The organism is Nonomuraea sp. NPDC050404 (genome assembly GCF_040655495.1).
Lineage (GTDB): Bacteria > Actinomycetota > Actinomycetes > Streptosporangiales > Streptosporangiaceae > Nonomuraea.
Genome location: NZ_JBFAKB010000017.1, coordinates 16,188 through 38,177, shown reverse-complemented (window position 1 = coordinate 38,177; position 21,990 = coordinate 16,188). Strand labels below are relative to the sequence as shown.

Here is a 21,990-nt window from a genome sequence, read left to right as displayed (position 1 = left end):
GCCGGCCGTTCTCAGGTGACGGTGCCAGGCTGGGCGGACAGCAGGGTCTGCGCCCAGCCGGTGGTGTCGACGGTGCCCTGGCCGGTCAGGTCGTCGCCTTGGCCGTCGTAGGGGTTGCCGTCGTGGTAGCGGTACAGGGCGCCGGCGGGGTTGTGGCCGAAGTAGACGCCCGCGCCGGGGGACAGGAGGCTGTCGAAGTTCTGCCAGGTGCTGTCGCGGAGCTGGTGGCGCTGCCAGTTGCCGGCGCCGATGACGCGGTAGGAGATGAGCAGGCCGCCGGTCGTGGTGCCGAGAATCCAGTCGGGTCCGGTGGCGGTGAGGGTTTTGAGCGCGAACCCGGTGCCGATCTGGGTGTTGCCGGTGATGTTGCTCAGGCTCGGTTTGGCGGCGGTGACGGTGTAGCGGCGCAGGGTGTCGCCGGCGATGCCGAAGAGGTGGCTCTTGCCGTCGTACGCGAGCAGGTCATGGGTCCAGCCGGTGCCGAGCCGGACGGGGGTCTCGAAGATGAGTTCCTCGTCGTTGGTGCGGATGTCGACGCGGTAGAGCTCGCCGTCGGAGCCCTCCTTGGTCACCAGGAGGGTGTTGAAGTTCAGGGTGGCGATGGCCTTGGGCTTGAAGCCGAGTGCGGCGGTGGAGATCACCGCGCCGTGCGTACGCCGGCCCGTGGCGGCGTCGACGGCCGTGTACGTGAGCCGTCCGTCCGGCAGCACCCCGTAGATCGAGGCGGTCCCCTCAGGCGCGGGGTTGGAACAGTTGCCACTGGTGACGTTGCGCCAGGTCCGGTTGTTCGCCTGGCCGTAGGTGACGCCGTCGAAGGTCGGCCTGACCCGCTCCGAGCCGGCGAAGCCCCAGGAGGCCGAGCCGTCGCCGTTGGCGTCGTAGCCGAGCTCGAAGTGCAGGTGCGGGTGGCCGTTGGAGGTCTCGCCGGTCTTGCCGACCTTGCCGATCACCGTTCCCCGCTGCACCCGGTCCCCGACCGATACGGCACGCGACTGCAGGTGGATGTACGTGGTGAAGTAGCGGCCACCGTGGTCGATCTGGATCATGTTGCCGGCGTTGCCGTGAGTGTAGGACTGCCTGACCGTACCGGCGGCGGGGGCGACCAGGGTGGCGCCGTCGGTGCCGTGCTGGTCCGGCTCCTTCACCATGTCCAGCGCGGGAGCGTGCGCCCAGGTGTCCAGCCGCCACTTCTGGCCACAGGGGAAGGGCAGCTGGAGGTCGGGCGCGGCCATCGTTCCAGAGGTGGGAGTGGCCGTCGCCTGGCTTGCCGCGCCGACGACGCCCAAGGTGGCGATGAGCGTCGTGGTGGCGACGGCACGTAACAGGGTGAATCGGGGCATGGGATTTTCCTCCGCGGTCATATGCCGGGCCCGGTGGGATGTGCGAATCCTGGAATGGCGAATCCTTCTGGCACCGCTCTGGCGGCAGCGTTTCATTTGATGGATTTCGCGCTCATTCCACGGGCCCGACCGTAGACAGCGGCGGTATGCCGTCAGTATGGCCGCGGTATACCCGGGTCAGTTCCCGGCAGGGCCTTTGACGTCGTCCCAGATCGGATTGTCCACCATGACGCAGGGCTTGACCTGGCCCTTCACCACGTAGGCGGAGAACTGCCATTTCACGTCAGGTCCGGTCGCCCGGCCCCGGTTCTCGCTGAACGCCATCACCAAGGTCTGACCCTTGCCGACCTGGCGAGGATCGATTCTCAGACCTGAAAGGTGCAGGCGAGCCGCCTTGTCAGAAGCGGAATTCTCCCATTCCTCCGGCGAACCGCCCCCGATTATCTCACCCCTGTTCTGCTGGCAGACCTTTCCTGGCTTGAGGTAGGTGATGTCGGTGGTCACGCCGACCTTCTTCAGATCCTGTTCCAGCTTGTCGGCGTCCCTGAATTCGTTGAGGGTGACGCTGATCGTGCCGTCGGTGTTCTGGGTCACCGCGTACGCCGGCTGCTCCGACCCGGTCAGCATCGGCACCGCGATCGCCGCCGCCGCGGCCAGCCCTGCCACCCCTGCCCCCGTGAACAGGCGTCGGACGGTACGGCGGCGTCGTTCGGCGCGCTCGGTGATCTCGGCCTTCAGTTCCATCAGAATCTGCTCCTCGAAACTCATCCCGGTGTTCCTTCCATGACGAAGGGGAGCCCTTGCAACGTGCGGCGGGCGCGGTGCAGCCGTACCTTCGCGGTTCCCGTACGGATGCCGAGTGCCATCGCCGCCTCGGCGACCGTGAGCTGGTCGATGACGACCAGTTCCAGCACGGCGCGGCCGCCTTCCGGCAGGTCGGACATGGCCTTGAAGAGCTGCCTGGCGGCCCGCTCCGCGTCGATGCGCTCTTCGAGCCGGGCCAGGTCGTCGGTGTCCAGCACCCGCCGCCCGTTCACCCGGTTCCGTAGCCGCGACTCCTTGAACGCCCGGCGCCGCTCGGTCGACAGCGTCTTGCGTGCCACGCCGTACAGCCAGGCGATCTCGCCGCCCAGTTCGGGCCGGTAGGTGTGCGCGGAGTCGAGCACCGCCATGAAGACCTCGGCCACCAGGTCGGCGACCGTGTGGGGGTCATCGACTCGCCGGGCGAGGAAGCGGGTGACCGCATCGACGTGCCGCCGGTAGAAGGCTTCGAACGCTACGTGATCCGTGGCGATCTCTGCCTGTTTGAGACGCACCGGCCATGCTCCCTTCGTCGACTAACACCCCTCTTTGGTCAGAAACCAGGAGAAGGGTTACACGAGGGAGTCGTGTGCAGCGCGGTACGGGGGATGAGCAGGGGCTTGTTCGCCGCCGGATGGTCAGGCGGGAAGGGGCCGGTTCGGCCGGTGTTCCCCGGTGGCACCGCGGTGCCGTGGCAGGGCCGTGCCGCCGGGGAACCCGGGTCGTGATCTGTTACGGGTTGACGATGAGGTAGTCGACGACGAGCCCGATCGGGCTGGTCCAGTCGACGTGCACGCGGATCGTCACCGCGCCGTTCTCCGGTGCGACGTTGTAGACCAGGTACTTCGCGTCCCCGACGAGCTTGCCGCCGTCGGCGGTCGGACCCTCGCTCGCCGCGACGAACACCCTGGTGTTCGGTCCCACGCTGGTCGTGTTGAGCCTGAGCCGCCAGAACCCGTTCCGTGCGCCCCAGTTGTGGCGGTAGGTGAAGCCGATGCCCGAGAGGTCCTTCGTGGTGATCCCGGGCGGCTTGGCCGCGCCGAGCATGGTGATCGACGCCTCGTCGAGAGTGGCCTCCAGGGCCTGGTCGCTGTACTCCGCGGACGTGTCTTTCACGACAGCCTCCTTAGAGTTGGAGCCGTGGGCGGTTCCAGGCGCGCCGAAACAAACTCGCGGAACCATGGCTCGCAGAACCATGGCTCGCAGGACCCGGCGAAGGGTCACGGGACCGGTGTACTCGCTTCGCCCGCCCGGGAATCCACCCCTGAATGCGCTCAACATCCTCCCGCTGACCATCCATGTCAAGGCCATTGACGTACAGAGGTTTGTTCCGCGCTTTCCGCGCGCACTCATGGGACGGCAAACAGTCAAACAATCTCCGGCAAAAAATGCGGGGGCCGCGGCGGTTCGCGCAGCACAGCCAACGGGTGTGAATCATGCGCGGCACGAGAACCGCCGCGGCTACTCGGTTTTATTTCCGTTCGGTCTACCACCAGTCGCGTCCCCAAGGGCCGCCCCACCAGCGCCTGCGGCGGCGGCAGCGACGGCGGCGCCAGCGGCGCCGTCCGCAGCCCCCTCCTTCAAGGAAGCCATTCACTCCGGACATTGCTTCCTCCCCCCGATCAATTAATCCCCATATACGACACTAACCCCCAAATCGTCCATATATCCGGTTATATTCCGCTATTTCGCGGAACCTTTGCATCGACTTCACAACGCAAAATCCAACCGGTTTCGGTGGGCGCCCCACGAGGGAGTTGACTGTGGTTCCTGGGCGGGGCGGCGGGCTACGTCACCCCCCAGCCTGTCGCGGCCCAGCGTTGGCCAGCTCCTGGAACGCCTTGACCGCGGCGGTCGGCACCCGCTGGAGGACTCCGCCGCCATCGGGCACCAGGTCGTACAGCCCCATCTGCACCAGCCACTCCTCCGCCGGCCGCGTGGACTCCCGGTAGAGCCAGTCGACCAGCGCGAACATCGGCCACCAGGTGTAACCCACCAGATCCAGGCCCTCGGCGCGGAGCCGGTGCGCCAGTTCGACGCTGTCCCTGAGCCAGGCCACCCGCTCCTCCGGGGTGCCCGCGCGGCTGGTCTCCGTCACGAACAGCGGCCGGCCGTAACGGTCGGCGAACTCACGCAGCAACTCCTCCAGGCCCGCCGTGCCCGCCCACACCGGCTCCGGCTTGGGGGTGGTGAGCCGCTGGGTGGTGAAGGCCGGGTAGTAGTTGACGCCCATCACGTCCGGTACGACCGGTTCCAGCGACTCCAGGTCCCGGTCGGTGACGCCGTTGGAGCGCAGGTAGGCGTAGAGCGGATGGCGGTTGTCCACCTTCCCCGTCACCAGGTCCATGATCAGGTAGCGGCGCTCGTTGAGCAGGTCGGTGCCGCCCTCGAAGCGGAAACTCGCCTCGACGTGGACGAACGACGCCTCCGGCTGGACGGCGGCGATGCCGCGCTGGGTTTCCTGGATGCCCCTGGTGAGCGCCATGGCGAGCTTGACGAACCCGTCGTCGCCGGTCAGCGCCGGCGGCCACAGCCCCTTCTCGCCGCACTGGATGGCGTTGACCATGGGCTCGTTGAGCGGGGTCCACACGTGCAGGCGGTCGCGGTAGCGCTCGGCCACGCGGGCGGCGTACGCGCTCACCCGACGTGGATAGTCGGCGTTGAGGAACTGGTTGTCCAGCCAGAGCGGGGTCCCGTAGTGCATCAGGTCCACGATGCAGGTCAGGCCCACCTCGTCGAGCCGGTCCACGACGCGGTCGAGCCAGTCCCAGCGGAACGTGCCGGGCTCGGGCTCGATCAGGTACCAGGGGATGCCCCAGCGGATCATCTCCGCGCCGGTCTCGGCGGCCCGGCCGAGGTCGGCGTGCCACAGGTGGTAGTGCTGGGTCAGCTCGTACTCGTCCAGCCGCCGCCTGGCGGGGAACTCCTGGGGGACGAAGGTGTCCTCGATGCCGACCGCGAACCGCAGGCGGCCGTCCTCGTACCAGCGCATTTACTTGATTCCCGTCGTCGCCACGCCGGCCACGAACCGGCGCTGAATGATGATGAAGAAGATGACCACCGGCAGCGGCGTCGGCACGGAGGCCGCCATCAGCGGGCCGTACTGCGCCGCGTTGTACTGCTCGACCAGGGATTCGACGGCCGCGCGGTCGGGGCCGGTGAAGCCGTTCCAGAACTTGAGGGTGACGGCGCCGCCCGCGTCACGCACGGTCTCGCCCACGCCACGCAGCCCTTGACCCGCAGGCCGCCGTGACCAGCACGATCAGCGCCGCCGCGAGGATCGGCCGGGCCTTCGTGGGCAGGTCCTTCGCGGCGGGCTGGGCGGCACCGCCTTCGGCCGGTCGCCGAGCGTGAGCTGGGCGGAAACCATGGGAGCAATCCTCCTTGCTTGGGTTCCGCCATCTATACAGTGTCTTATTCAACGTTGTAAAGCAGGGCGTAAACTTTCGCTCCATGGACAGAGCGCGTGTCGGCCTCAAGGACGTGGCCAGGCTGGCCGGCGTCTCGGTGAAGACCGTCTCCAACGTGGTCAACGACTACGTGCACGTCACCCCGGCCACCAGAGCCCGGGTCACGGCGGCCATCAAGGAGCTCAACTACCGGCCCAACCTGTCGGCCAGGAACCTGCGCCAAGGGCGTACCGGGATCATCGCGCTGGCCGTGCCCGAGCTGGACATTCCGTACTTCGCGGAGCTGGCCAGGCTCGTGATCGCGGCGGCCGAGGAACGCGGGCTGACCGTGCTCATCGACCAGACCGGCGGTGTCCGCGAGCGCGAGCAACTCGTCGCCGAGAACTTCCGCGCGCACCTGATCGACGGCGTGATCTTCAGCCCGCTCGCGCTCACCCCGGAGGACCTCGCCGCCCGTATGGACGACACTCCGATGGTGCTGCTGGGCGAGCGGGTCTACGAGGGCCCGGCCGACCACGTCGTACTCGACAACGTCGCCGCCGCCAGGGAGGCGACCCTGCACCTGGCCGGGCTCGGCCGCCGCCGCGTCGCCGCCATCGGCGCCCAGGACGACGTGGCCGCCGAGACCTCCCGCCTGCGCCTGACCGGCTACCTCGACGCCCTCACCACCGCCGGCCTGCCCGCCGACGACCGCCTGATCGTGCCCGTCGAGGACTACCACCGCGCCGACGGCGCCCAGGCGATGGCCACCCTCCTGGACTCCGGCGCCGCCTCCGACGCCGTCTTCTGCTTCAACGACCTGCTCGCCCTCGGCGCACTCCGTACGCTCCTGGAACGCGGCTTCGCGGTGCCCGACGACGTCGCACTGGCCGGCTTCGACGACATCGAGGACGGCCGGTACGCCACCCCCACCCTCACCACGATCTCTCCCGACAAGGCGGGCATCGCCGGCCGGGCCGTGGAACTGCTGGCCGACCGCATCGCGGGCGGCTCGAAGGTGGCGGCGCGGGAAGTGCGGGTGGGTCATCAGCTGGAGGTACGGGAAAGCACGAGGGGGCGTCACGCCTGATCGCCACAGAAGGTTCGCCCCGACCTCTTGTGCACCCCGAATGTCGGTCGTCTCAGCGATGAATCCGCCGGCGCCCATCGGTCTACCTTCCAACTGAGCACCTCAACCGACTCATCGGGAGCAAGGCATGGGCCTCATCCACATAGAGCTGTTCGCGACCCTCGACCTCGTCGGGCAGGCGCCCGGCAGCCCCACCGAGGACCCGGAGGGGTTCCCGTTCGGCGGCTGGCAGGCGCCCCTGCTGGACGAGGTCGCCGGGGCACAGGTCGGCAGCGCGTACGAGGGCACGGACGCCCTTCTGCTCGGCCGGCGAACGTACGACATCTTCGCCGCCTACTGGCCGCACCAGGAGGGCGGCCACGACAACGAGATCGCCACGCTCTTCAACACCATCCCGAAGTACGTGGCCTCCCGCGGCAAGCCCGACCTCCCGTGGGCCGGCTCCACGCAACTCGGCCCGAACCTGGCCGACGCGGTACGCGAGATCCGTGACCGGCACGAGCACGTGAAGGTCGTCGGCAGCCTCAACCTGGTGCAGAGCCTCCTGCGCGAGAAGCTCTTCGACCGCCTCGACCTCTGGCTGCACCCGATCGTGCTCGGCATCGGAAAGAAGGTGTTCGACGGCGGCGCGGTGCCCACCAACATCACCCTCCTCGAACCCCCGGCGGCCGGCCCGAAGGGTACCGTCTACCTACGCTACGGACTCGCCGACGGCACACCCGGAACAGGCGACATGAGCGCCCCCGACCGCGGCACCGCCCGCAACGCCTGAAGCTGGGTCGCGATATGGGCGTCCGAGGCGCCGCTGCCGTCCGGGGTCAATCATGGGGATATCTGACGGACTTCCGATCCTCGGGCAGCCCTGCGATGACGACGAACCGCGAGCGGAACTCGCTACGAACCGGATGCCCCTCAACCTCGCCGCGAGCTTCGACAGGGGAAGTGGGGCCGGGAGGAGTGACGGCACAGTACAGCAGCGACCTCCCACAGCCGATCTCCAGCATGGTCGCCCCCGCCAGAGACATCGACGAGTATCCGGCCCGGTCATCGGGCGCCACGATGCCGAAAGCCACCGACGGATCGACGCTGGCAGAGCCGCCCTCCTCGTCCTGAAGCGGCGGCCCCGCCGCCAGATAGGCCGGCTCCTGGCCGCCGCGGGGCCGTAGGTAGACGCCGCACCGATTGCCCTCCTGAATCAGGGCAGTCAGGGTGAACGCAGGCGTTTCCACCGTGCCGAGTATCCGGCCACTCACATCCACGGGCAGCGGCGTCCCAGAGGCCGGCGAAACCCTCGCCGCTTCCGTCAACTTCCAGGTCTCCGGCGCGGAAGGGGATGACGAGGAGCAGGCCGACACCGCCGCGACCCCGCACAGACAGGCGACCCACCACGGACACCCACCCGAGGATCGTTCCACGCGGAGAGACCGGAGCCACCGAGGAAAAGACCGTCGTCGTGCGCATCGCTCAGCTCTGGCTCCCGTCGAAACAAACCCCTGTCGGCTTGTACACCCAGCTTTCGAAACTCCGAAGGGCGTGCGAGGCGCCATGCAGACCTCCAGGCGTGTCCAGCCGATCAGCAACGCCCTCACCGTACGCGCGTTTCACCTTCTGTGGCTATATGAAAACCGAGAGTAGTTATGGCTCGGTCGACGTGCCATGCGACGGCGGTCGGGCCGTTCCGGTCGGTGTCGTCGTTCGGAGCCTGCCCGATGACCCCCGCCCACGAGCCCAACTCCCGATACGGGCCCTGTGGCGAGCCCACTCCCGCAGTAGGAGAGTGTGTACGACGCACGTCGTAACCAGGGGCGCGTAGCCCCACCTGCCAGCCCGGAGAAACAACATGGCCGAGGAGAACGCCACCAAACTCGCGGTGCTCATCGATGCCGACAACGCTCAGCCCGGAGCCATCGCGGGGCTGCTGGCGGAGGTCGCCAAATATGGCACGGCCCACGTCAAGCGCGCCTACGGCGACTGGACCGGAGCGAATCTGAAAGGCTGGAAGGACCAACTCCTGGCCCAGTCCATCCAGCCGATACAGCAGTTCGCGTATACCACCGGCAAGAACGCGACCGATGCGGCATTGGTCATCGACGCGATGGACTTGCTTTATTCCGGACGCTTCGACGGGTTCTGTATTGTCTCCAGCGACAGCGACTTCACGCGCTTGGCTCAGCGCTTACGTGAGTCCGGCCTGACCGTGTACGGGTTCGGCGAGCACAAGACGCCCAAGCCTTTCGTCGCGGCGTGCGACAAGTTCATCTATATCGAGAACCTGACCTACGGCCAGCCCGGCGCGCCACTCACCGGCGCCGTGGTCATGCCGACGGCGCGCTCAGCCGTAAGACTGAAGGCGGACACCATGTTGGTGAACCTGCTCCGCAACGCTGTCGAGGCGTCCTCTGACGATGATGGGTGGGCGGGGCTGGCCGCTGTCGGGCACATCATCACCAAGCAGCGCCCGGACTTCGATTCCCGCAGCTACGGCCACGCCAAGCTAAGCGATCTCGTCGCGGCTACCACGCTGTTCGATCTGGACCGCCGCATTCTTGGCGACGGGAAACCAGCCGTCATCTACATCCGCGACAGACAACACCAGCGCACAGCACCCAACAAGCCCCCGCCCGGCAGCGCACCTACGCCGGCAATCACTCCAGGACAGAGGGAAGCGAGTGTTACCAGCGCAGGGGAAGGCGCATCGGCATGACCTTCGCCGGAGGCACACACGGCGCTGCGGCCGCTTCCGCGGCGTCAGGGTAGGTTCCTCCGACCAACCCGAACGGCAAGTGCGACATTGCCGCAGTTGCACCGGCGGGGACCGAGAGAAGAAACTCCTGCACCAGACCGGCGAACGCGCATGGCGCCGAAACGACGCGGACGACCGGCCGCCCCTGGCGCGCCGGACAAGACACGGTTCATCTCATCGAATCGACACGACGTCCAGCCGACCAGGACGACCTCCACGCGCCAAGTGATGCCGTCCCCGAGCAGGGTGGCGCCGACTGCCAGCAGGCTCACCGAGATGAGGCCGGCACCCGACCGGCGGACGTACGCTCGGGCGGCCTGCGCAGGCCCGCCGGACCTCGTTCCAGCAGAGAGACGAACAGCTCGTTCATGTTCTGCGGTCTAATCATGAGCGGCGCGGTCGCGGTGGGCGCGGATCTCGTCGTGGTGGTCGGAGGCCCAGCCGATCAGCTGTTTGACGATGTCGAGCAGGCCGCGGCCGAGCGGGGTGAGGGTGTACTCCACGCGCGGCGGGACCTCCGCGTAGGCCGTGCGGGTGATCAGCCCGTCCTGCTGCAGCTGGCGCAGGGTGTGACTGAGCATGCGCTGGGAGATGCCGGGGACATCACGCTGCAGGTCGGTGTAGCGCAGGCGGCCGTCCTCCAGGGTCGCGATGATCAGCATGCTCCACTTGTCGCCGACCCGGTCCAGGATCTGCCGGATGAAGGCCATCTGGTCGGCCGGGATCGCCGCGCAGGGCCCCCGGCTCGCGGCGGCCGCCGCTCTCCCCGCGTGCTCCATGACGCACATTCCCCTCCGTGACGCACAGTGATGTGCCTTTTGTAAGCCTCTCCATACTGTCCTATCTTGACGTTACGCACAAATAGTAGGAATTGGAGGGCGCGCGATGCAGGTCGAGATCTGGTCCGAGGTGGCCTGCCCCTGGTGCGGGCTGGGCAGTCACTGCCTGGAGCGAGCCGTCGAGCGGTTCGAGTACGGCGAACGCGTGGAGGTGGTCCACCGGTCCTTCCCGCTCGGCAGCAGGTCCTCCATGACGCCCGCCAGGCGCAGCGCCTGGGCGCGAGCGGCGCCCCGTTCATCGTCGTCGACGGCCGGTACGGCGTCGCCGGCGCGCAGGACAGCGACAGTCTGCTGCAGCTCCTGCGCAAAACCTGGGCGGAGACCCACCCCGTCACCTTCGCCCCCAGCGGCTGCGCCGTCCCCCCCTCCGCAACTTCCTGACCCCACTCCCCATGGAAAGTGAACTGATCATGCCCACTCTCGCCATCGTCGGCGCAGGCCCCGGCATGGGCCACGCCATCGCCCGCACCTTCGGCTCCCGGGGCTACGACGTCGCCCTCATCGCCCGCAACCGAGCCAAGCTCGACAACCTCGTCGGCCGGCTCACCGCAGAGGGCATCACCGCCGCCGCGTTCCCGGCGGACGTGCTCGACCACGACGCGCTGACCCGGGCTCTCAAGGACGCCGCCACTCGCTTCGGCGGTATCGACGTCCTGGAGCACTCCCCGGCCCCGAGCATCGGCTCCATGGCCCTCGCCACCCCGTCCCAGACCAACCCGTCCGACGTGCGGGGCCTGATCGACCTGCTGCTCTACAGCGCCATCACCGCCACCCAGGCCGTCCTCCCCGCGATGCGCGAAGCCGGGACGGGCACCCTGCTCTACACCAACGGAGGCGGCTCGATCGACCCCCACCCGATGCTCGGCAACGTCAACGCCGCCCAGGCAGCCCTGCGCAACTGGGTGCTCAACCTGCACAAGGAGCTGGCCGGCACCGGCATCCAAGCCGCGCACGTCGCCATCGGCGTGTGGATCGGCGCGGGCGGCCCTCCCGGAGCCCCGACCGCGCAGGCCGAGGAGATCGCCCCTGTCTACTGGGACCTGCACACCCAACGCAACGAAGCCGAACGCGTCTTCACCGCCTGACACCCTCCCAGCTCTCCGCACTGCATCCTGATCCGCTCCACCCCCATCCGCCGCGGCGCTCGTGAGGTGCGGCAGACTCACACCGGCTTGTCCGGAGATCGCCTGCCTGCAGGACATTCGTGTTCTTCCCCGGCCCGCCGGCCTTCGTCCGCCTGACCGTCGTGTGCGGTGCGCAGGCTGCGGAAGGCGCTCCACTCCGGAAGGCCCACCTCCCACAACCGCACCGTGCCATCCTGGCCGGCCGAGGCCAGCGTGCGCCCATCCGAGCTGAACGCCACCGACAACACCGTGGCTTGGTTGCCCAGGATGGCTCTGCCGGGGCGGCGCAGGATGTTGACCATGCTGGCGCGGGCTTCGGGGGTGGGACTGATCTTCCATGCCGTCGCCGCGAACCGAGCGGCGAGCGTCGGATCATCAATGACGCGTTCGCTGCGTTCGGCCAGGCGGCGTGATACCGCCTTGTCGCGCTGACGGTCGGACTCCTGTTGAGCGCTGACCGCGTTCTGCTGGGCGCGGATCGCGACGGTGGCGGCGACCAACGCCTTTCGGCACCCGACCTCCAGCCGGACGACGACAGCCCCTTGGCCGAACTGCGTTACGCGGCCGCCGAATTCGAGCTGAGCTTCGGTCTGGTGCCCGCTCATCTGCAGGGCGAATACAGCGGAGTCTTCGGGCTCGGGCAGGGTTTGGCCGCGTCCGCCGGCCCGTACCTCCTCGCGGTGCTCGTGCTGGGAGTCGGTACGAACGGATGGATCGCCCTCGGCGTTCTGATGGTCGCCGCGGGGCTCATGGTTCCGCCGGCTGTGGCGTGGGCGGAGCGGACTCGTTCACATGAACCCGAGGTCGACTCCGCGCCCAAAGCGTCAGCGTGACCAGTTCTTACGAGCGGCCGACAGCAGGTGGTCCGCCACTGCGACCGCGGCGATGACGGCGAGCACGATGAGCAGGTTGACGCCGTACGTGAGCGGCAGGATCGAGGGATTGTCGGCCCTGCGTCCCAGCGCCAGCACGGTCGGGAGGGTGGCCAGGGCCACGGTCGCCGCCACGATCAGGGCGGAGCGCACGGAGGAGGGCCAGCGGCCGATCACCGTGCCGGCGGCCGCGACTCCCGGGGCGAGCAGGCCGTCGTGGACGGCGAGCACCCCGCCGAACCACAGCGCCCAGCCGATCAGGATGCCGTCGGCCGCCAGTCCGCCCAGGCCGAGCACGATCAGCGCGGCGCCCGCCGCGTAGCCGGCCCATCTCATGCCACCCTCACTTCCTCGATCCACTTGGTCTGCTGGACGCCCGGCCGGTTCGGGGCGATCAGGCGTACGGGGAAGCCGTGGTCGAGGTCCAGCGGTTGCCCGTTGACGCGCAGAGCCAGCAGCGTGAGCGGGTCGTTCCAGTGGGGCGGACGGACCTCGCTGCTTCGATACCAGCCTGCCCGTTCGAGTGACACGACGGTGACGAAGGCGTCAGGGGCGGCGCCGGCGGCCTTGAGCAGGTCGCGCAGTCGTACGCCGGTCCACTCGCACTCCACGCTCCAGCCCTCCACACAAGAGAGCGGCAGGCGTACGGAGTGCTGCGGCATCGCGGTGAGGTCGGCGTAGCCGAAGGTCATGGGCGTGTGGACGGCACCGGTGATTCGCAACCGGTAGTCCGGGACCGCGACCACGCCCGCCGCCGCTGCCGACCGGTTGACCGGCAGGCCCTGGGATCCGACGCGAGGGTTGCGCGGGGCGAGTATGGCCAGCCGTTCCAGCGGGGTGACCGCCTCGCCCGCGGTGGCCAGGGCGGTCAGTCCGCAGGCGGCGGCGACGGTGAACAGGAAACGCCGGCGCTCGGGGCCCTCCACCCGGGTCCAGAGGCTGCGCCTGACCTTGGCCCACTCGTTGATCACGTGGATCATGAGCGCGCCGTAGACGATGTAGGCCGTCCAGTAGTGCGCCTGGAGGAAGCCGAACGGGTACGGGTACACGTAGGCGATGTTCAGCGCCCCGGTGACGAGCTGGAACAGAGCGCCCGCCACCAGCAGCAGCACGCACAGCCGCTCGACGGCGTGACCGGCCGAACGGAACGGGGGCCACTGCCACAACTTCGGGTGGACCACCCACAACTTGGCCAGCAGCAGCGGGACCGTGGCGATCCCGCCGATGACGTGCAGTCCCTGGGTCACCCGGTAGAGGTTGACCGGCCTGGAGGGCCAGAGCAGCCAGTCCGGTGGATGTTGCGTGAAGTGGCTGAACAGTCCCGTGGCGAAGGCGACGGTGAAGCTGATGCCGAGCCAGACGCCCAGCTTGGCGGTCACCTGCTCGGAGCGCAGGCGGCTGGTGAACCTGGCGGAGATGGTTTTAAGGATCATGGGGCTATTTCCACTCGATGAGGTCGGCGTACGGCCCAGCCGATCGGTACGATCCCGCCGATGAAGACGATCGCCGGGGTGGGGGGCACTGCCACGGTCATGAGGAGGTTCCGGCGCACAGAGCGCAGCCTGGCACCCGGGACCGAGGTTCAGGCCGTTTCCGCGCCCGACGTCCGCTCTTCGTAAGAACCCTTACGAACCCCGGACGCCCCCGTCTCGTCCCGTGGCGCCCGTTTGGGCGGATGAAGAAAGTCTTACGGATAGATATGAATACAATTGCCGTGTATTTAATTGCCCTAAGCTGACCCCTCAGTTGGTCGGTGACAGGGAGGGCAGATGAAGCGTGCTCGCGAGCTGCCGCTGGATGAGGTTCTGGTCCAGCGGCTACGCGACGGTGACGAGCAGATGTTCGCTCTGGTGCTGGACAGCTGGTCAAAGGGCATGATGCAGCTCGCCATGTCGTTCGTGTCGACCAAGGCCTCCGCCGAGGAGGTCGTCCAGGACACGTGGCTGGCGGTCTTCAGAGGGATCTGCGGCTTCGAGGGCCGTTCGTCGCTGAAGACCTGGGTGTACCGCATCCTCGTCAACATCGCCAAGGCGCGTGGCGTCAAGGAGAGCCAGACCCTGCCCTTCGCCAGCATCGTGTCGGAGGACGAGGGGCCGACCGTGGATCCCTCGCGGTTCCGCCCTCCCGGTGAGCAACACGCCGGGCACTGGGCCGTCGGGCAGGAACCGCGCCACTGGCACATTCCCGAGGACTCGGCGCTGCGCGGCGAGGTACGCGAGGTGATCGAGCGGGCGCTCGAAGAGCTGCCGCCCCGCCTCCGAACGGTGATCACCCTTCGCGACGTCGCGGGATACGGTTCCGAGGAGGTCTGCTCGATGCTGGAGATTTCGCCGGGCAACCAGCGTGTACTCCTGCATCGGGCCAGGGCCGCGCTACGCCGTAAGCTGGAGGACTACTTCTCCACCACCTATGACACCGTCGGCGAGAGGAAACGAGCGTGAACTGCGTTGACTTCGTGGAGTTGGTGACCGGTTTCCTTGAGAGCACCCTGTCCGAGGGGGACGAGCGGCGTTTCATCGAGCACGTCGCGGAGTGCCCTGGCTGCGAAACCTACCTTGAGCAATTTCGCCAGACGATCGCCACGACGGGTGAACTGACCCCCGACGACATCTCACCGGCCGCCAGGCAGCAACTGCTCGCCGCCTTCAGGGGCTGGCACCGACCCTGACCTGAACCGGTCTTCCCCCGGAGGGCCCGGTGTCCAGCGATCGGTGTGTGAGCCGGGGCGATGAAGGGTGTAACGCTCGGCCCGTTCGCCTCACTGAGCCGGTATGCGCTACGACGACCTTCGTGCGATTTTCATCAATTGCACGCTGAAGAAGAGCCCTGAGCGCAGCCACACGCAGGGCCTGATCGACCTCAGCTCGCGGATCATGGAGACGCAGGGCGTGCGGGTCGAGCACGTACGGGCGATCGATCACGAGATCGCCACCGGGGTGTGGCCGGACATGACCGAGCACGGCTGGGAGCGCGACGCGTGGCCGTCGATCTACCAGCAAGTCATGGCCGCCGACATCCTCGTCATCGCCGGGCCGATCTGGCTGGGCGACAACAGCTCGATCACCAAGCTCGTGATCGAGCGGCTCTACGCGTGCTCGGGCCTGCTCAACGACGCCGGTCAGTACGCCTACTACGGGCGGGTGGGCGGCTGCCTCATCACCGGCAACGAGGACGGCGTCAAGCACTGCGCCATGAACATCCTGTACAGCCTGCAGCACCTGGGATATGTGATCCCGCCGCAGGCGGACGCGGGCTGGATCGGAGAGGCGGGGCCGGGCCCCTCCTACCTCGATCCGGGCTCCGGCGGTCCCGCCAACGACTTCACCAACAGGAACATCACGTTCATGACGTGGAACCTGATGCACCTGGCCCGGTTGCTCAAGGACGCCGGTGGCGTCCGGGCGCACGGGAACCAGCGGTCGGAGTGGGATGCCGGGTGCCGGTTCGATTTCGAGAATCCGGAACATCGATAGATCAGTTGAGAGAGGCAGCAATGAACGTTGAGACCGTTTCCCCCTGCGCGTACCCGGGCTGTACGAACCCGGCGGAGCCGCCCGTCCCCGGGGAGCAGGGCCCGGCACCCCGCTACTGCAAGGACCCCGACCACAACTCGCTCAACGCGTTCAGGAGGTTCCGCGCCAGGCGGATGCAGCGCAAGGAGGAAAAGCGCGCGGAGGCCGAGGCCAAGAAGGCGGCCAAGGCCGCGGCGAAGGCACCCGGAGCGACCGCGGCTTTCGAGCAGGTCCCCGCTGCCACCGTTCCGCAGGTGTTCCAGCAGGTCCCCGCAGACCCGGTCGGGCAGGAGCCCGCGGAAGACGTACAGGATGAGATGTCGGTGATGGAGGAAATTTCGCGTACGGCTTCCGCCGCCCATTCGCGCGATGACCTCATCGCCCTCATCGACCGGCTCGCCACCGACCTGCCCGCCTATGTCGAAGAGCTGGCGATCATCACAGACTCCGCGGCGGCCGAAGCCCGCATCGAGACTGTCACCCGCGCCTCCGCCCAGCGCATCCTGGCCGCCGAGCAGCGCGCCGTGCTCGCCGAGGAGACGGCCGAGATCGCCATCGTCGAGGCCGAGAGCGCCAAGCACAAGTTCGACGAGGAGACCGTGACGATCCGCGAGGAGGCGGCCCGCCAGGTGGCCGACGCCGAGTTCATCCGGGCTGAGCTGGAGCGTTACCGCGAGCGTGTCGGCATGCTTGAGGACAGGCTTGACAAAGTCCGGGACGAGGCCGACGAGGTGCGCCGCGAGAATGCCAACCTCGCCATCGAGCTGGAGCGGTTGAAGGGTTAACAAGCCCCGGACCGACTCATGTGAACGGCTCGCCGGCAGGCCCTTCGTGGGTCTGCCGGCGTCGCCTGGCCGAGCTCATCGTGCCCGGCTGTTCCGTGGCCGGGCTGGCTGTCAGCTCCGCCCGTACGGCGCCTTGTCGGGCATGCGTGCTCAGAGCATCACTCCGTCGTGATCGTCATGCCGCCGGACAGGGCGCGGTGAACCGGGCACTTGTCGGCGATCTCGTGCAGCTTCTCCCGCTGCTCGCCGGTCAGGTCCCCGTCGAGTTCGATCCGCTTGACGATCGTGTTCCTGCCGATCATCCGCAGCGACACACTGACCTGTTCGAGCGGGATCTTCTTGCGGTCGGCGTACAGGCGTACCGTGATCGACGTACAGGCGCCAAGACCGGCCAGGAGCAGGTCGAAGGGGCCTGGCCCGGTGTCGCCGCCGCCGAAGGAGAGGGGCTCGTCGGCGATCAGCCGGTGCCGGCCCGACGTGACCGTCTGCTGGTACTTCCCCATGCCGCTCTCCGACACCGTGACCATGCCCGATTCGCCGCCCGATTCGCCGCCCGATTCGCCGCCCGGTCCGCCGCCCGGTCCGCCGCCCGGTCCGCCGCCCGGTCCGCCGCCCGGATCGCCGCCCGCGTCCTGCGGGGCGTCGAGGTAGCGACTGACCCACGCCGCGAGGACCTCCGCCACGTAGGAGGCGTCCGCCCGATCGGTGAGCAGGTGGTTCGCTCCATCCAGCGAGACGAAGGACCTGGGGTGGCGTGCGGCGTCGTAGATGAGCCTGGCGTTCTCCACGCCCACCAGCTCATCCTGCGGCGAGTGCATGACCAGCAGAGCGCGCTGCAGGCCGGCGATGCGCCCCTGCTGGTTCTGACTCCTGATGTCGGTCAGAAACTCCTTGCTGATCCGGAAGGGCCGACCGGCCAGCAGCACCTCGGCGACGCCACTCGCCTCGATCTCGGCGCGCGAGGACCCGAGCAGGTGCTCGACGTGAGTGGTGTCGGCCGGCGCGCCGATGGTGACGACGGCCTTGGCCTCGGGGATCCGGCTCGCCGCCGCCAGGACGGCGGCGCCGCCCAGGGAGTGGCCGATGAGGATGCCCGGTGCTCCGATCGTGTCGCGCAGGTGGCCGGCCGCGCACACGAGGTCGTCGACGTTGGAGGTGAAGGTGGTGTTGGCGAAGTCGCCGCCGGACTGGCCGAGACCGGTGAAGTCGAAGCGGAGGACGGCCACGCCCCGTGCCGCCAGTTCGCGGGAGATCCTTGCGGCGGCGACGGAATCCTTGCCGCAGGTGAAGCAGTGGGCGAACAGAGCCGTCGCCACCACGGGCCCGGCGGGCAGTTCCAGCCGGCCGGCCAGTGGTTCCCCGCCGGAGCCCGGGAAGAGCACCTTTCCGTTGTTCATACGGGCTCAGTGAGATGAAGGGCCCGGGCGTTACATGTAACGTTCGCCGCCCTCGTCCTCTCTGAAGGCGATGTGACCCAGCGGCCTTTCAAGACGCCGGCGGTCGCTTCAGCGCACGCCGGGCCATCGTGCCGGCGTGGATGGCCAACAGAAACGGACAACCTCCATGACTCTGATCAGACGCCCTGTCTTCTGGATCATCACCGCGGTGCTCGTCCTCGCGGTGGCCGTCGGGCTCTACCTCTTCCAGCCCTGGCGGCTGTTCACCACGGTCCGCGTGGACGAGGCGGCTCCCGCGCCGACCGGCCGGCAGGTGCCCGGGAACGCCGAGCGGCTCGCCACCGGTACGTTCATCACCCACGAGCACGAGACCAGCGGCTCGGTGGAGATCCAGAAGCTCGCCGACGGAAACACGTCACTGCGTCTGACGAACCTGCGCACCTCGGACGGCCCCGCCCTGCACGTGTGGCTCAGTGACCAGCCGGTCAAGCCGGGCGACTGGAAGAACCTCGACGACGGCCGGCACATCGACCTCGGCGATCTCAAGGGCAACGAGGGCAACCAGAACTACGCGATCCCGCCGGGCACCGACCTGGACACGTTCTCCACGGTGACGATCTGGTGCGAACGCTTCAGCGTGTCGTTCGGCGCCGCGGAGCTGAAGCAGTCTGTCTGACCGATCCAGGGCGCGGCGGGGGAGCGGGTGGCGTTGCCATCCCGCTCCCTTGCCTGCTGTCAGGACAGCAGGATGGGGATGAGCAGTGCCATCCCGGTGACCAGGCTCCACAGCGCGGGGGCCGTGCTGAGTGTCTGCTCGTGACGCGCCGCCGCCCGGGCCGCGTTCGCCTCACTGCGGGTCAGGTGCCAGGGGCTGACCCGCTCCTCCAGTCGCTGGTAGACCAGGCCGAGTACGGCGCCATAGGCAAGGTGGCCGATGAGGGAGGGGAAGGACCGGGCCAGTGCGGCGTCGCTCCACTGGGGTGCGGCGCCGAGCAGCGCGGGGAGCACGGTCAGATTGCCCAGGATCCACCAGAGGAAGCCGTAGGACACGCCCCAGCCGATTCCCGAGGCCGGGTCGAAGCTGCGGCGGCGGAAGAAGATCGCGTAGGTGACGCCGATGAACTGGGAGATCAGCAGGTGGAGGACGAGGCCGACGATCTCGGACTCCGAGCCGACCAGGGAGGCGACGACCGGCAGGAATCCCACGGCGAGCATGACGCCGGTAAAGATCACGCCGCCGGCCAGCCCGGCGATGACGCCGTGCCAGGTTGAGATCACCCGACCGCCTGCCAGGCGTCCATCGAGGGTGTGCCGTACGTCATCGGAGAACACGGCACGCGACAGACTGCCCATCCAGCAGGTGAGCAGGGCCGTACCGGCTCCGAGCAGCACATAGCCGGGCAGCGACGAGGTGGCGGCGCGCACCGCGGGCAGTGCCCAGTCCAGCCCGCCACCGTCGAGCAGCGGCGGGATCGTCACCACCGCGAGCACCCACCAGGCGAAACCGAAGGCGGTCCCGCGGATCAGGGCAGGGCCGGTGCCCTCGTCGCGGTCGCCGAAGATCAGCGCGTAGGAGGCGCCGACCAGCACGCCGACGATCAGTCCGGCCCAGTCCAGCCCGGCCCAGTCCGGCCCGAGCACCGCCGCCGCGATCAGCCCGGCGGCCGACGCGCGTACCACGAGACCGGGTCTGAACCGCCACTCCCTGCGCGACAGCAGAGCGAGGACGGCGGCGGTGACCGCTCCGTAGACCAGGTGGCCGAGCAGGCTGGGGAGCAGGGCCTGCGCCATCGCCACGTCCCAGACCATCGGCCTGCCCAGCAGGATCGGCAGCAGCGTGAGCGGGCCCAGGAACCACCACGACATGCCGTACGTGAGTCCCCAGAACAGCAGCTCGCGCTGCCGCGCCGCGAGCACGCCGAAGAGACTTCCGATGATCGCCGCGAACAGCAGGTGTACGGCGAAGCCCACCAGAGGCGAGTCGGCCCTGACGATCGCCGCGACCGTTGGCAGGAACCCGATCATTGCCATCACCCCGCCGAAGACCAGTCCTCCCACGAGGCCGGCGAGCGCCCCGAATCCGGCGTCACGCATGGTGCTCGTCCTTGGTCGAGTGGGCGATGTCCCTGGGAAAGGCCAGGTCGAGGGTCCAGTCGGCGAGCACGCGCAGCCGTTTCTCCGCACTGGGCAGCTTGCTCAGATAGACCGAGCGCCACAGGATCCAGGCGAGGAAGCCTGAGATCCGCCGCCCGCCGATCTCGCCTGCCGCGGTGCGGTGCCCGAGCGAGACCAGCACGCCCAGCCCGCCGAAGCGGAACGGGACGGGACGGCGTCCGGACAGGACCGCGGCGATGTTCTTCGCCGCCGTCTTTCCCTCGCGGGTCGCATGCTGGGCGGTCGGCGGATGGAAACCGCCTGCCGGGCGGGGGATCCGCGCGCAGTCGCCCAGCGCCCACAGGCCGGGCAGGCCCGGCACCCGCAGGGTGGGATCCACGACGAGAGGCGCCTGCGTGATCTGCCGCACCAGCGGGTTCGGCCGGTTGCCCGCCGTCCAGGCCAGGGTGCGGGTGGCGATGGACTCGCCGGAGTCGAGCGTGATGTCCCGCGCGGTGGCGGCGGTCACGCGTGTGCCGAGGCGGAACTCGATGCCACGTTTGTCGAGCTTGCGCTGCGCGTAGCGGCCGAGTTCCGGCGACAACTCCGGCAGCAGCCGCTCACCTGAGTGCACGATCACGAACCTCGGCCGCAGCCCATGCAGACGTGGATAGAAATGGAGCACGTCGTGCACCAGGTCGAAAAGCTCTGCCACCAGTTCCGTCCCGGCGAACCCACCGCCCGCCACCACATACGTCAGCAGCCTCGCCTGCTCGGCCGGATCCGGTTCGAGGTCGGCCCGCTCCAGCGAGCTCAGCACGTGGTTGCGCAGCCTGGCGGCGTCCTCCACGGACTTCATCGCGAGGGCGTGCTCGCCGACCCCCGGGAGGTCGAAGAAGTGCGGCACCGCGCCGACGGCCAAGATCAGCTGGTCGTACGGCACGCGTAGCGTCCCCTCTTTGCCGGCGGAGACGTAGGCGTCGCGCGCCTGCGTGTCGATCGAGACCACCCGCCCGTGCAGGAAGGAGGCATGGTCGAGGCCAGCACGTACCGGAGCGCTCACGTGCCTGGCCTCCACAGTGCTTGAGGCGACTCCGACCAGTAGCGGGGTGAACAGCAGGAAGTTCGAGTCGCTGATCAGCGTCACGTTGGCGTCGAGTCCGCGGGCGATCCGCCGGTCCAGCTCACGAGTCGCCTCCATCCCGCCGAAGCCGCCACCAACGATCACCACGTGCGGCTTGGCCCGCTGCGGCGCCACCTTCGGCGGCCACCAGGTGAACAGGGCGTGGTAGACGAGCCCGGCGATCGCGCCGAGCAACGCGGCGCCGACGAGTTCAGGAAAGTGCGACACGGCCACCGCGATCGTCCACGTCGGCATCGTCCCTTCGAGTGCGGGGGCCAGCGTCATTGTCCAGGCCACCCAGTCGAGCAGGCCGATGAGCAGGCCAATGGAGAAGGCGGAGCCGGTGCTCTGTCTTCGGTCGCCGATGATGAGGCCGAGCACGGCCCCGAGGATCGCCAGGTGCGCGGCCCACGGCAGCCAGGGCGGTTTCGTCACGATCGCCACGATCACGCCGCCGGGAAGTCCGGCGATGATGCCGAACGAGAGTTTTCTGAGCAGAATCATGGGTGTCTCCGCTAGCCACATGGCCTCCGCCCGCGAGTTCGGGCGAAGGCCATATGAGATCTGAGGGGCTCAGCGCGCCCGCTTCAGACGTTCAGAGAGGCAGGGCCCCGCGAGCGTTACAAGCTCGCCGAGCCATGTCCCGCGACATCGCGAAGCATGGTCACTGTACGGAGACGGGGCGGAAGCGCGTCGAGGACCTTGCGCAGGTGGCGTTCGTGCCTGATGAGGATCCGGTCGAGTGCGGCCGGTGTGCGGATCGGTAACCCAATGGCGTACGCCCGGGTGATGGTCTGTGTCACGCGGTCACCCGCCGCGTCCGTGACCTTGGCGCGCAGTGAGCTGGTCGAGTTGGCGGGCCAGGAGCCGCAGCGTGTAGC

Annotated in this window: 25 protein-coding genes; 11 read left to right on the top strand and 14 right to left on the bottom strand. The window is 68.4% G+C overall.

Annotated elements, in window-relative coordinates; translation table 11 throughout:
- Positions 1–11: 11 nt before the first annotated feature.
- From AB0I81_RS38700 to AB0I81_RS38675, 6 genes are all read right to left on the bottom strand, one after another.
- A complete protein-coding gene (locus tag AB0I81_RS38700) occupies positions 12–1,340 on the bottom strand; it encodes a peptidoglycan DD-metalloendopeptidase family protein (RefSeq protein ID WP_360667716.1) in 1,329 nt (442 codons plus the stop codon).
- Positions 1,341–1,517: 177 nt separating this feature from the next.
- Entirely contained in the window at positions 1,518–2,108 is a 591-nt protein-coding gene (locus tag AB0I81_RS38695) for a hypothetical protein (protein ID WP_360667713.1), read from the bottom strand.
- Positions 2,105–2,656, bottom strand: coding sequence for an RNA polymerase sigma factor (locus tag AB0I81_RS38690; protein WP_360667710.1), 552 nt, complete (start codon positions 2,654–2,656; stop codon positions 2,105–2,107). Before AB0I81_RS38690 ends, AB0I81_RS38695 begins: the two co-directional genes overlap by 4 nt.
- A gap of 217 nt (positions 2,657–2,873) precedes the next feature.
- The gene (locus AB0I81_RS38685) at positions 2,874–3,257 is read right to left on the bottom strand and encodes a hypothetical protein (RefSeq protein WP_360667707.1); all 384 of its coding nucleotides are present in this window, start codon (positions 3,255–3,257) and stop codon (positions 2,874–2,876) included.
- Positions 3,258–3,933: 676 nt separating this feature from the next.
- On the bottom strand, positions 3,934–5,133 hold the full coding sequence (locus tag AB0I81_RS38680) for a family 1 glycosylhydrolase (protein WP_360667704.1): 1,200 nt from the start codon (positions 5,131–5,133) through the stop codon (positions 3,934–3,936).
- Positions 5,134–5,361 carry a hypothetical protein gene (locus AB0I81_RS38675; protein WP_360667701.1) on the bottom strand — a complete coding sequence of 76 codons (228 nt, stop codon included), beginning with the start codon at positions 5,359–5,361 and terminating at the stop codon, positions 5,134–5,136.
- Between the two features lie 233 nt (positions 5,362–5,594).
- Between AB0I81_RS38675 and AB0I81_RS38670 the strand changes: the two genes are divergently transcribed.
- A complete protein-coding gene (locus AB0I81_RS38670; protein WP_360667698.1) occupies positions 5,595–6,620 on the top strand; it encodes a LacI family DNA-binding transcriptional regulator in 1,026 nt (341 codons plus the stop codon).
- A 127-nt stretch (positions 6,621–6,747) separates the two neighbouring features.
- Entirely contained in the window at positions 6,748–7,392 is a 645-nt protein-coding gene (locus tag AB0I81_RS38665; RefSeq protein WP_360667695.1) for a dihydrofolate reductase family protein, read from the top strand.
- 46 nt (positions 7,393–7,438) lie between these two features.
- Here the strand turns inward: AB0I81_RS38665 and AB0I81_RS38660 are convergent, their stop codons facing one another.
- Entirely contained in the window at positions 7,439–7,849 is a 411-nt protein-coding gene (locus AB0I81_RS38660; protein WP_360667692.1) for a hypothetical protein, read from the bottom strand.
- A gap of 611 nt (positions 7,850–8,460) precedes the next feature.
- Here AB0I81_RS38660 and AB0I81_RS38655 point away from each other — a divergent pair.
- The gene (locus AB0I81_RS38655) at positions 8,461–9,324 is read left to right on the top strand and encodes an NYN domain-containing protein (RefSeq protein WP_360667689.1); all 864 of its coding nucleotides are present in this window, start codon (positions 8,461–8,463) and stop codon (positions 9,322–9,324) included.
- Between the two features lie 419 nt (positions 9,325–9,743).
- Here AB0I81_RS38655 and AB0I81_RS38650 read toward each other — a convergent pair whose 3' ends face one another.
- Positions 9,744–10,142, bottom strand: coding sequence for a helix-turn-helix domain-containing protein (locus AB0I81_RS38650; protein ID WP_360667686.1), 399 nt, complete (start codon positions 10,140–10,142; stop codon positions 9,744–9,746).
- A 106-nt stretch (positions 10,143–10,248) separates the two neighbouring features.
- On the opposite strand from AB0I81_RS38650, the gene AB0I81_RS38645 reads away from it, so the two are divergent.
- Together AB0I81_RS38645 and AB0I81_RS38640 are read left to right on the top strand one after the other, a co-directional pair.
- Positions 10,249–10,605, top strand: coding sequence for a DsbA family protein (locus AB0I81_RS38645; protein ID WP_360667683.1), 357 nt, complete (start codon positions 10,249–10,251; stop codon positions 10,603–10,605).
- A 7-nt stretch (positions 10,606–10,612) separates the two neighbouring features.
- The gene (locus tag AB0I81_RS38640) at positions 10,613–11,287 is read left to right on the top strand and encodes an SDR family oxidoreductase (RefSeq protein ID WP_360667680.1); all 675 of its coding nucleotides are present in this window, start codon (positions 10,613–10,615) and stop codon (positions 11,285–11,287) included.
- 77 nt (positions 11,288–11,364) lie between these two features.
- Here AB0I81_RS38640 and AB0I81_RS38635 read toward each other — a convergent pair whose 3' ends face one another.
- Complete coding sequence (locus AB0I81_RS38635) at positions 11,365–11,826, bottom strand: WD40 repeat domain-containing protein (protein WP_360667677.1); 462 nt, start codon at positions 11,824–11,826, stop codon at positions 11,365–11,367.
- Positions 11,827–11,868: 42 nt separating this feature from the next.
- Between AB0I81_RS38635 and AB0I81_RS38630 the strand changes: the two genes are divergently transcribed.
- Positions 11,869–12,159: a hypothetical protein gene (locus AB0I81_RS38630; RefSeq protein ID WP_360667674.1), complete on the top strand. Its 291-nt coding sequence runs from the start codon at positions 11,869–11,871 to the stop codon at positions 12,157–12,159.
- Here the strand turns inward: AB0I81_RS38630 and AB0I81_RS38625 are convergent.
- Positions 12,151–12,534 (bottom strand): hypothetical protein, encoded by a 384-nt coding sequence (locus AB0I81_RS38625; RefSeq protein ID WP_360667671.1) that lies wholly within the window; start codon positions 12,532–12,534, stop codon positions 12,151–12,153. The genes AB0I81_RS38630 and AB0I81_RS38625 overlap by 9 nt on opposite strands.
- Complete coding sequence (locus AB0I81_RS38620) at positions 12,531–13,631, bottom strand: molybdopterin-dependent oxidoreductase (protein WP_360667668.1); 1,101 nt, start codon at positions 13,629–13,631, stop codon at positions 12,531–12,533. The genes AB0I81_RS38625 and AB0I81_RS38620 overlap by 4 nt, the downstream gene beginning before the upstream one ends.
- A 336-nt stretch (positions 13,632–13,967) precedes the next feature.
- Here AB0I81_RS38620 and AB0I81_RS38615 point away from each other — a divergent pair, with 336 nt between their 5' ends.
- From AB0I81_RS38615 to AB0I81_RS38600, 4 genes are all read left to right on the top strand, one after another.
- Positions 13,968–14,639, top strand: coding sequence for a sigma-70 family RNA polymerase sigma factor (locus AB0I81_RS38615; RefSeq protein ID WP_360667665.1), 672 nt, complete (start codon positions 13,968–13,970; stop codon positions 14,637–14,639).
- Positions 14,636–14,866, top strand: coding sequence for a zf-HC2 domain-containing protein (locus AB0I81_RS38610; protein WP_360667662.1), 231 nt, complete (start codon positions 14,636–14,638; stop codon positions 14,864–14,866). Before AB0I81_RS38615 ends, AB0I81_RS38610 begins: the two co-directional genes overlap by 4 nt.
- 103 nt (positions 14,867–14,969) lie before the next feature.
- A complete protein-coding gene (locus tag AB0I81_RS38605; protein ID WP_360667659.1) occupies positions 14,970–15,671 on the top strand; it encodes a flavodoxin family protein in 702 nt (233 codons plus the stop codon).
- 20 nt (positions 15,672–15,691) lie between these two features.
- Positions 15,692–16,495, top strand: coding sequence for a hypothetical protein (locus AB0I81_RS38600; protein WP_360667656.1), 804 nt, complete (start codon positions 15,692–15,694; stop codon positions 16,493–16,495).
- A gap of 158 nt (positions 16,496–16,653) precedes the next feature.
- Here AB0I81_RS38600 and AB0I81_RS38595 read toward each other — a convergent pair whose 3' ends face one another.
- A complete protein-coding gene (locus tag AB0I81_RS38595) occupies positions 16,654–17,892 on the bottom strand; it encodes a bifunctional alpha/beta hydrolase/OsmC family protein (protein ID WP_360667653.1) in 1,239 nt (412 codons plus the stop codon).
- Between the two features lie 166 nt (positions 17,893–18,058).
- On the opposite strand from AB0I81_RS38595, the gene AB0I81_RS38590 reads away from it, so the two are divergent.
- Positions 18,059–18,568, top strand: a complete 510-nt coding sequence (locus tag AB0I81_RS38590; protein WP_360667650.1) for a DM13 domain-containing protein — start codon at positions 18,059–18,061, stop codon at positions 18,566–18,568.
- Positions 18,569–18,627: 59 nt separating this feature from the next.
- On the opposite strand, the gene AB0I81_RS38585 is transcribed toward AB0I81_RS38590, so the two are convergent.
- A complete protein-coding gene (locus AB0I81_RS38585) occupies positions 18,628–19,986 on the bottom strand; it encodes a hypothetical protein (protein ID WP_360667647.1) in 1,359 nt (452 codons plus the stop codon).
- Positions 19,979–21,613, bottom strand: a complete 1,635-nt coding sequence (locus tag AB0I81_RS38580; protein ID WP_360667644.1) for an NAD(P)/FAD-dependent oxidoreductase — start codon at positions 21,611–21,613, stop codon at positions 19,979–19,981. Before AB0I81_RS38580 ends, AB0I81_RS38585 begins: the two co-directional genes overlap by 8 nt.
- Between the last annotated feature and the right edge of the window lie 377 nt (positions 21,614–21,990).

What these genes read in the sequence shown, in the direction of transcription:
- AB0I81_RS38700 (WP_360667716.1), bottom strand. Translation starts at nt 1,340, where the DNA reads ATGCCCCGATTCACCCTGTTACGTGCCGTCGCCACCACGACGCTCATC.
- AB0I81_RS38695 (WP_360667713.1), bottom strand. Translation starts at nt 2,108, where the DNA reads ATGAGTTTCGAGGAGCAGATTCTGATGGAACTGAAGGCCGAGATCACC.
- AB0I81_RS38680 (WP_360667704.1), bottom strand. Translation starts at nt 5,133, where the DNA reads ATGCGCTGGTACGAGGACGGCCGCCTGCGGTTCGCGGTCGGCATCGAG.
- AB0I81_RS38670 (WP_360667698.1), top strand. Translation starts at nt 5,595, where the DNA reads ATGGACAGAGCGCGTGTCGGCCTCAAGGACGTGGCCAGGCTGGCCGGC.
- AB0I81_RS38665 (WP_360667695.1), top strand. Translation starts at nt 6,748, where the DNA reads ATGGGCCTCATCCACATAGAGCTGTTCGCGACCCTCGACCTCGTCGGG.
- AB0I81_RS38655 (WP_360667689.1), top strand. Translation starts at nt 8,461, where the DNA reads ATGGCCGAGGAGAACGCCACCAAACTCGCGGTGCTCATCGATGCCGAC.
- AB0I81_RS38650 (WP_360667686.1), bottom strand. Translation starts at nt 10,142, where the DNA reads ATGGAGCACGCGGGGAGAGCGGCGGCCGCCGCGAGCCGGGGGCCCTGC.
- AB0I81_RS38645 (WP_360667683.1), top strand. Translation starts at nt 10,249, where the DNA reads ATGCAGGTCGAGATCTGGTCCGAGGTGGCCTGCCCCTGGTGCGGGCTG.
- AB0I81_RS38640 (WP_360667680.1), top strand. Translation starts at nt 10,613, where the DNA reads ATGCCCACTCTCGCCATCGTCGGCGCAGGCCCCGGCATGGGCCACGCC.
- AB0I81_RS38625 (WP_360667671.1), bottom strand. Translation starts at nt 12,534, where the DNA reads ATGAGATGGGCCGGCTACGCGGCGGGCGCCGCGCTGATCGTGCTCGGC.
- AB0I81_RS38620 (WP_360667668.1), bottom strand. Translation starts at nt 13,631, where the DNA reads ATGATCCTTAAAACCATCTCCGCCAGGTTCACCAGCCGCCTGCGCTCC.
- AB0I81_RS38615 (WP_360667665.1), top strand. Translation starts at nt 13,968, where the DNA reads ATGAAGCGTGCTCGCGAGCTGCCGCTGGATGAGGTTCTGGTCCAGCGG.
- AB0I81_RS38605 (WP_360667659.1), top strand. Translation starts at nt 14,970, where the DNA reads ATGCGCTACGACGACCTTCGTGCGATTTTCATCAATTGCACGCTGAAG.
- AB0I81_RS38600 (WP_360667656.1), top strand. Translation starts at nt 15,692, where the DNA reads ATGAACGTTGAGACCGTTTCCCCCTGCGCGTACCCGGGCTGTACGAAC.
- AB0I81_RS38595 (WP_360667653.1), bottom strand. Translation starts at nt 17,892, where the DNA reads ATGAACAACGGAAAGGTGCTCTTCCCGGGCTCCGGCGGGGAACCACTG.
- AB0I81_RS38590 (WP_360667650.1), top strand. Translation starts at nt 18,059, where the DNA reads ATGACTCTGATCAGACGCCCTGTCTTCTGGATCATCACCGCGGTGCTC.
- AB0I81_RS38585 (WP_360667647.1), bottom strand. Translation starts at nt 19,986, where the DNA reads ATGCGTGACGCCGGATTCGGGGCGCTCGCCGGCCTCGTGGGAGGACTG.
- AB0I81_RS38580 (WP_360667644.1), bottom strand. Translation starts at nt 21,613, where the DNA reads ATGATTCTGCTCAGAAAACTCTCGTTCGGCATCATCGCCGGACTTCCC.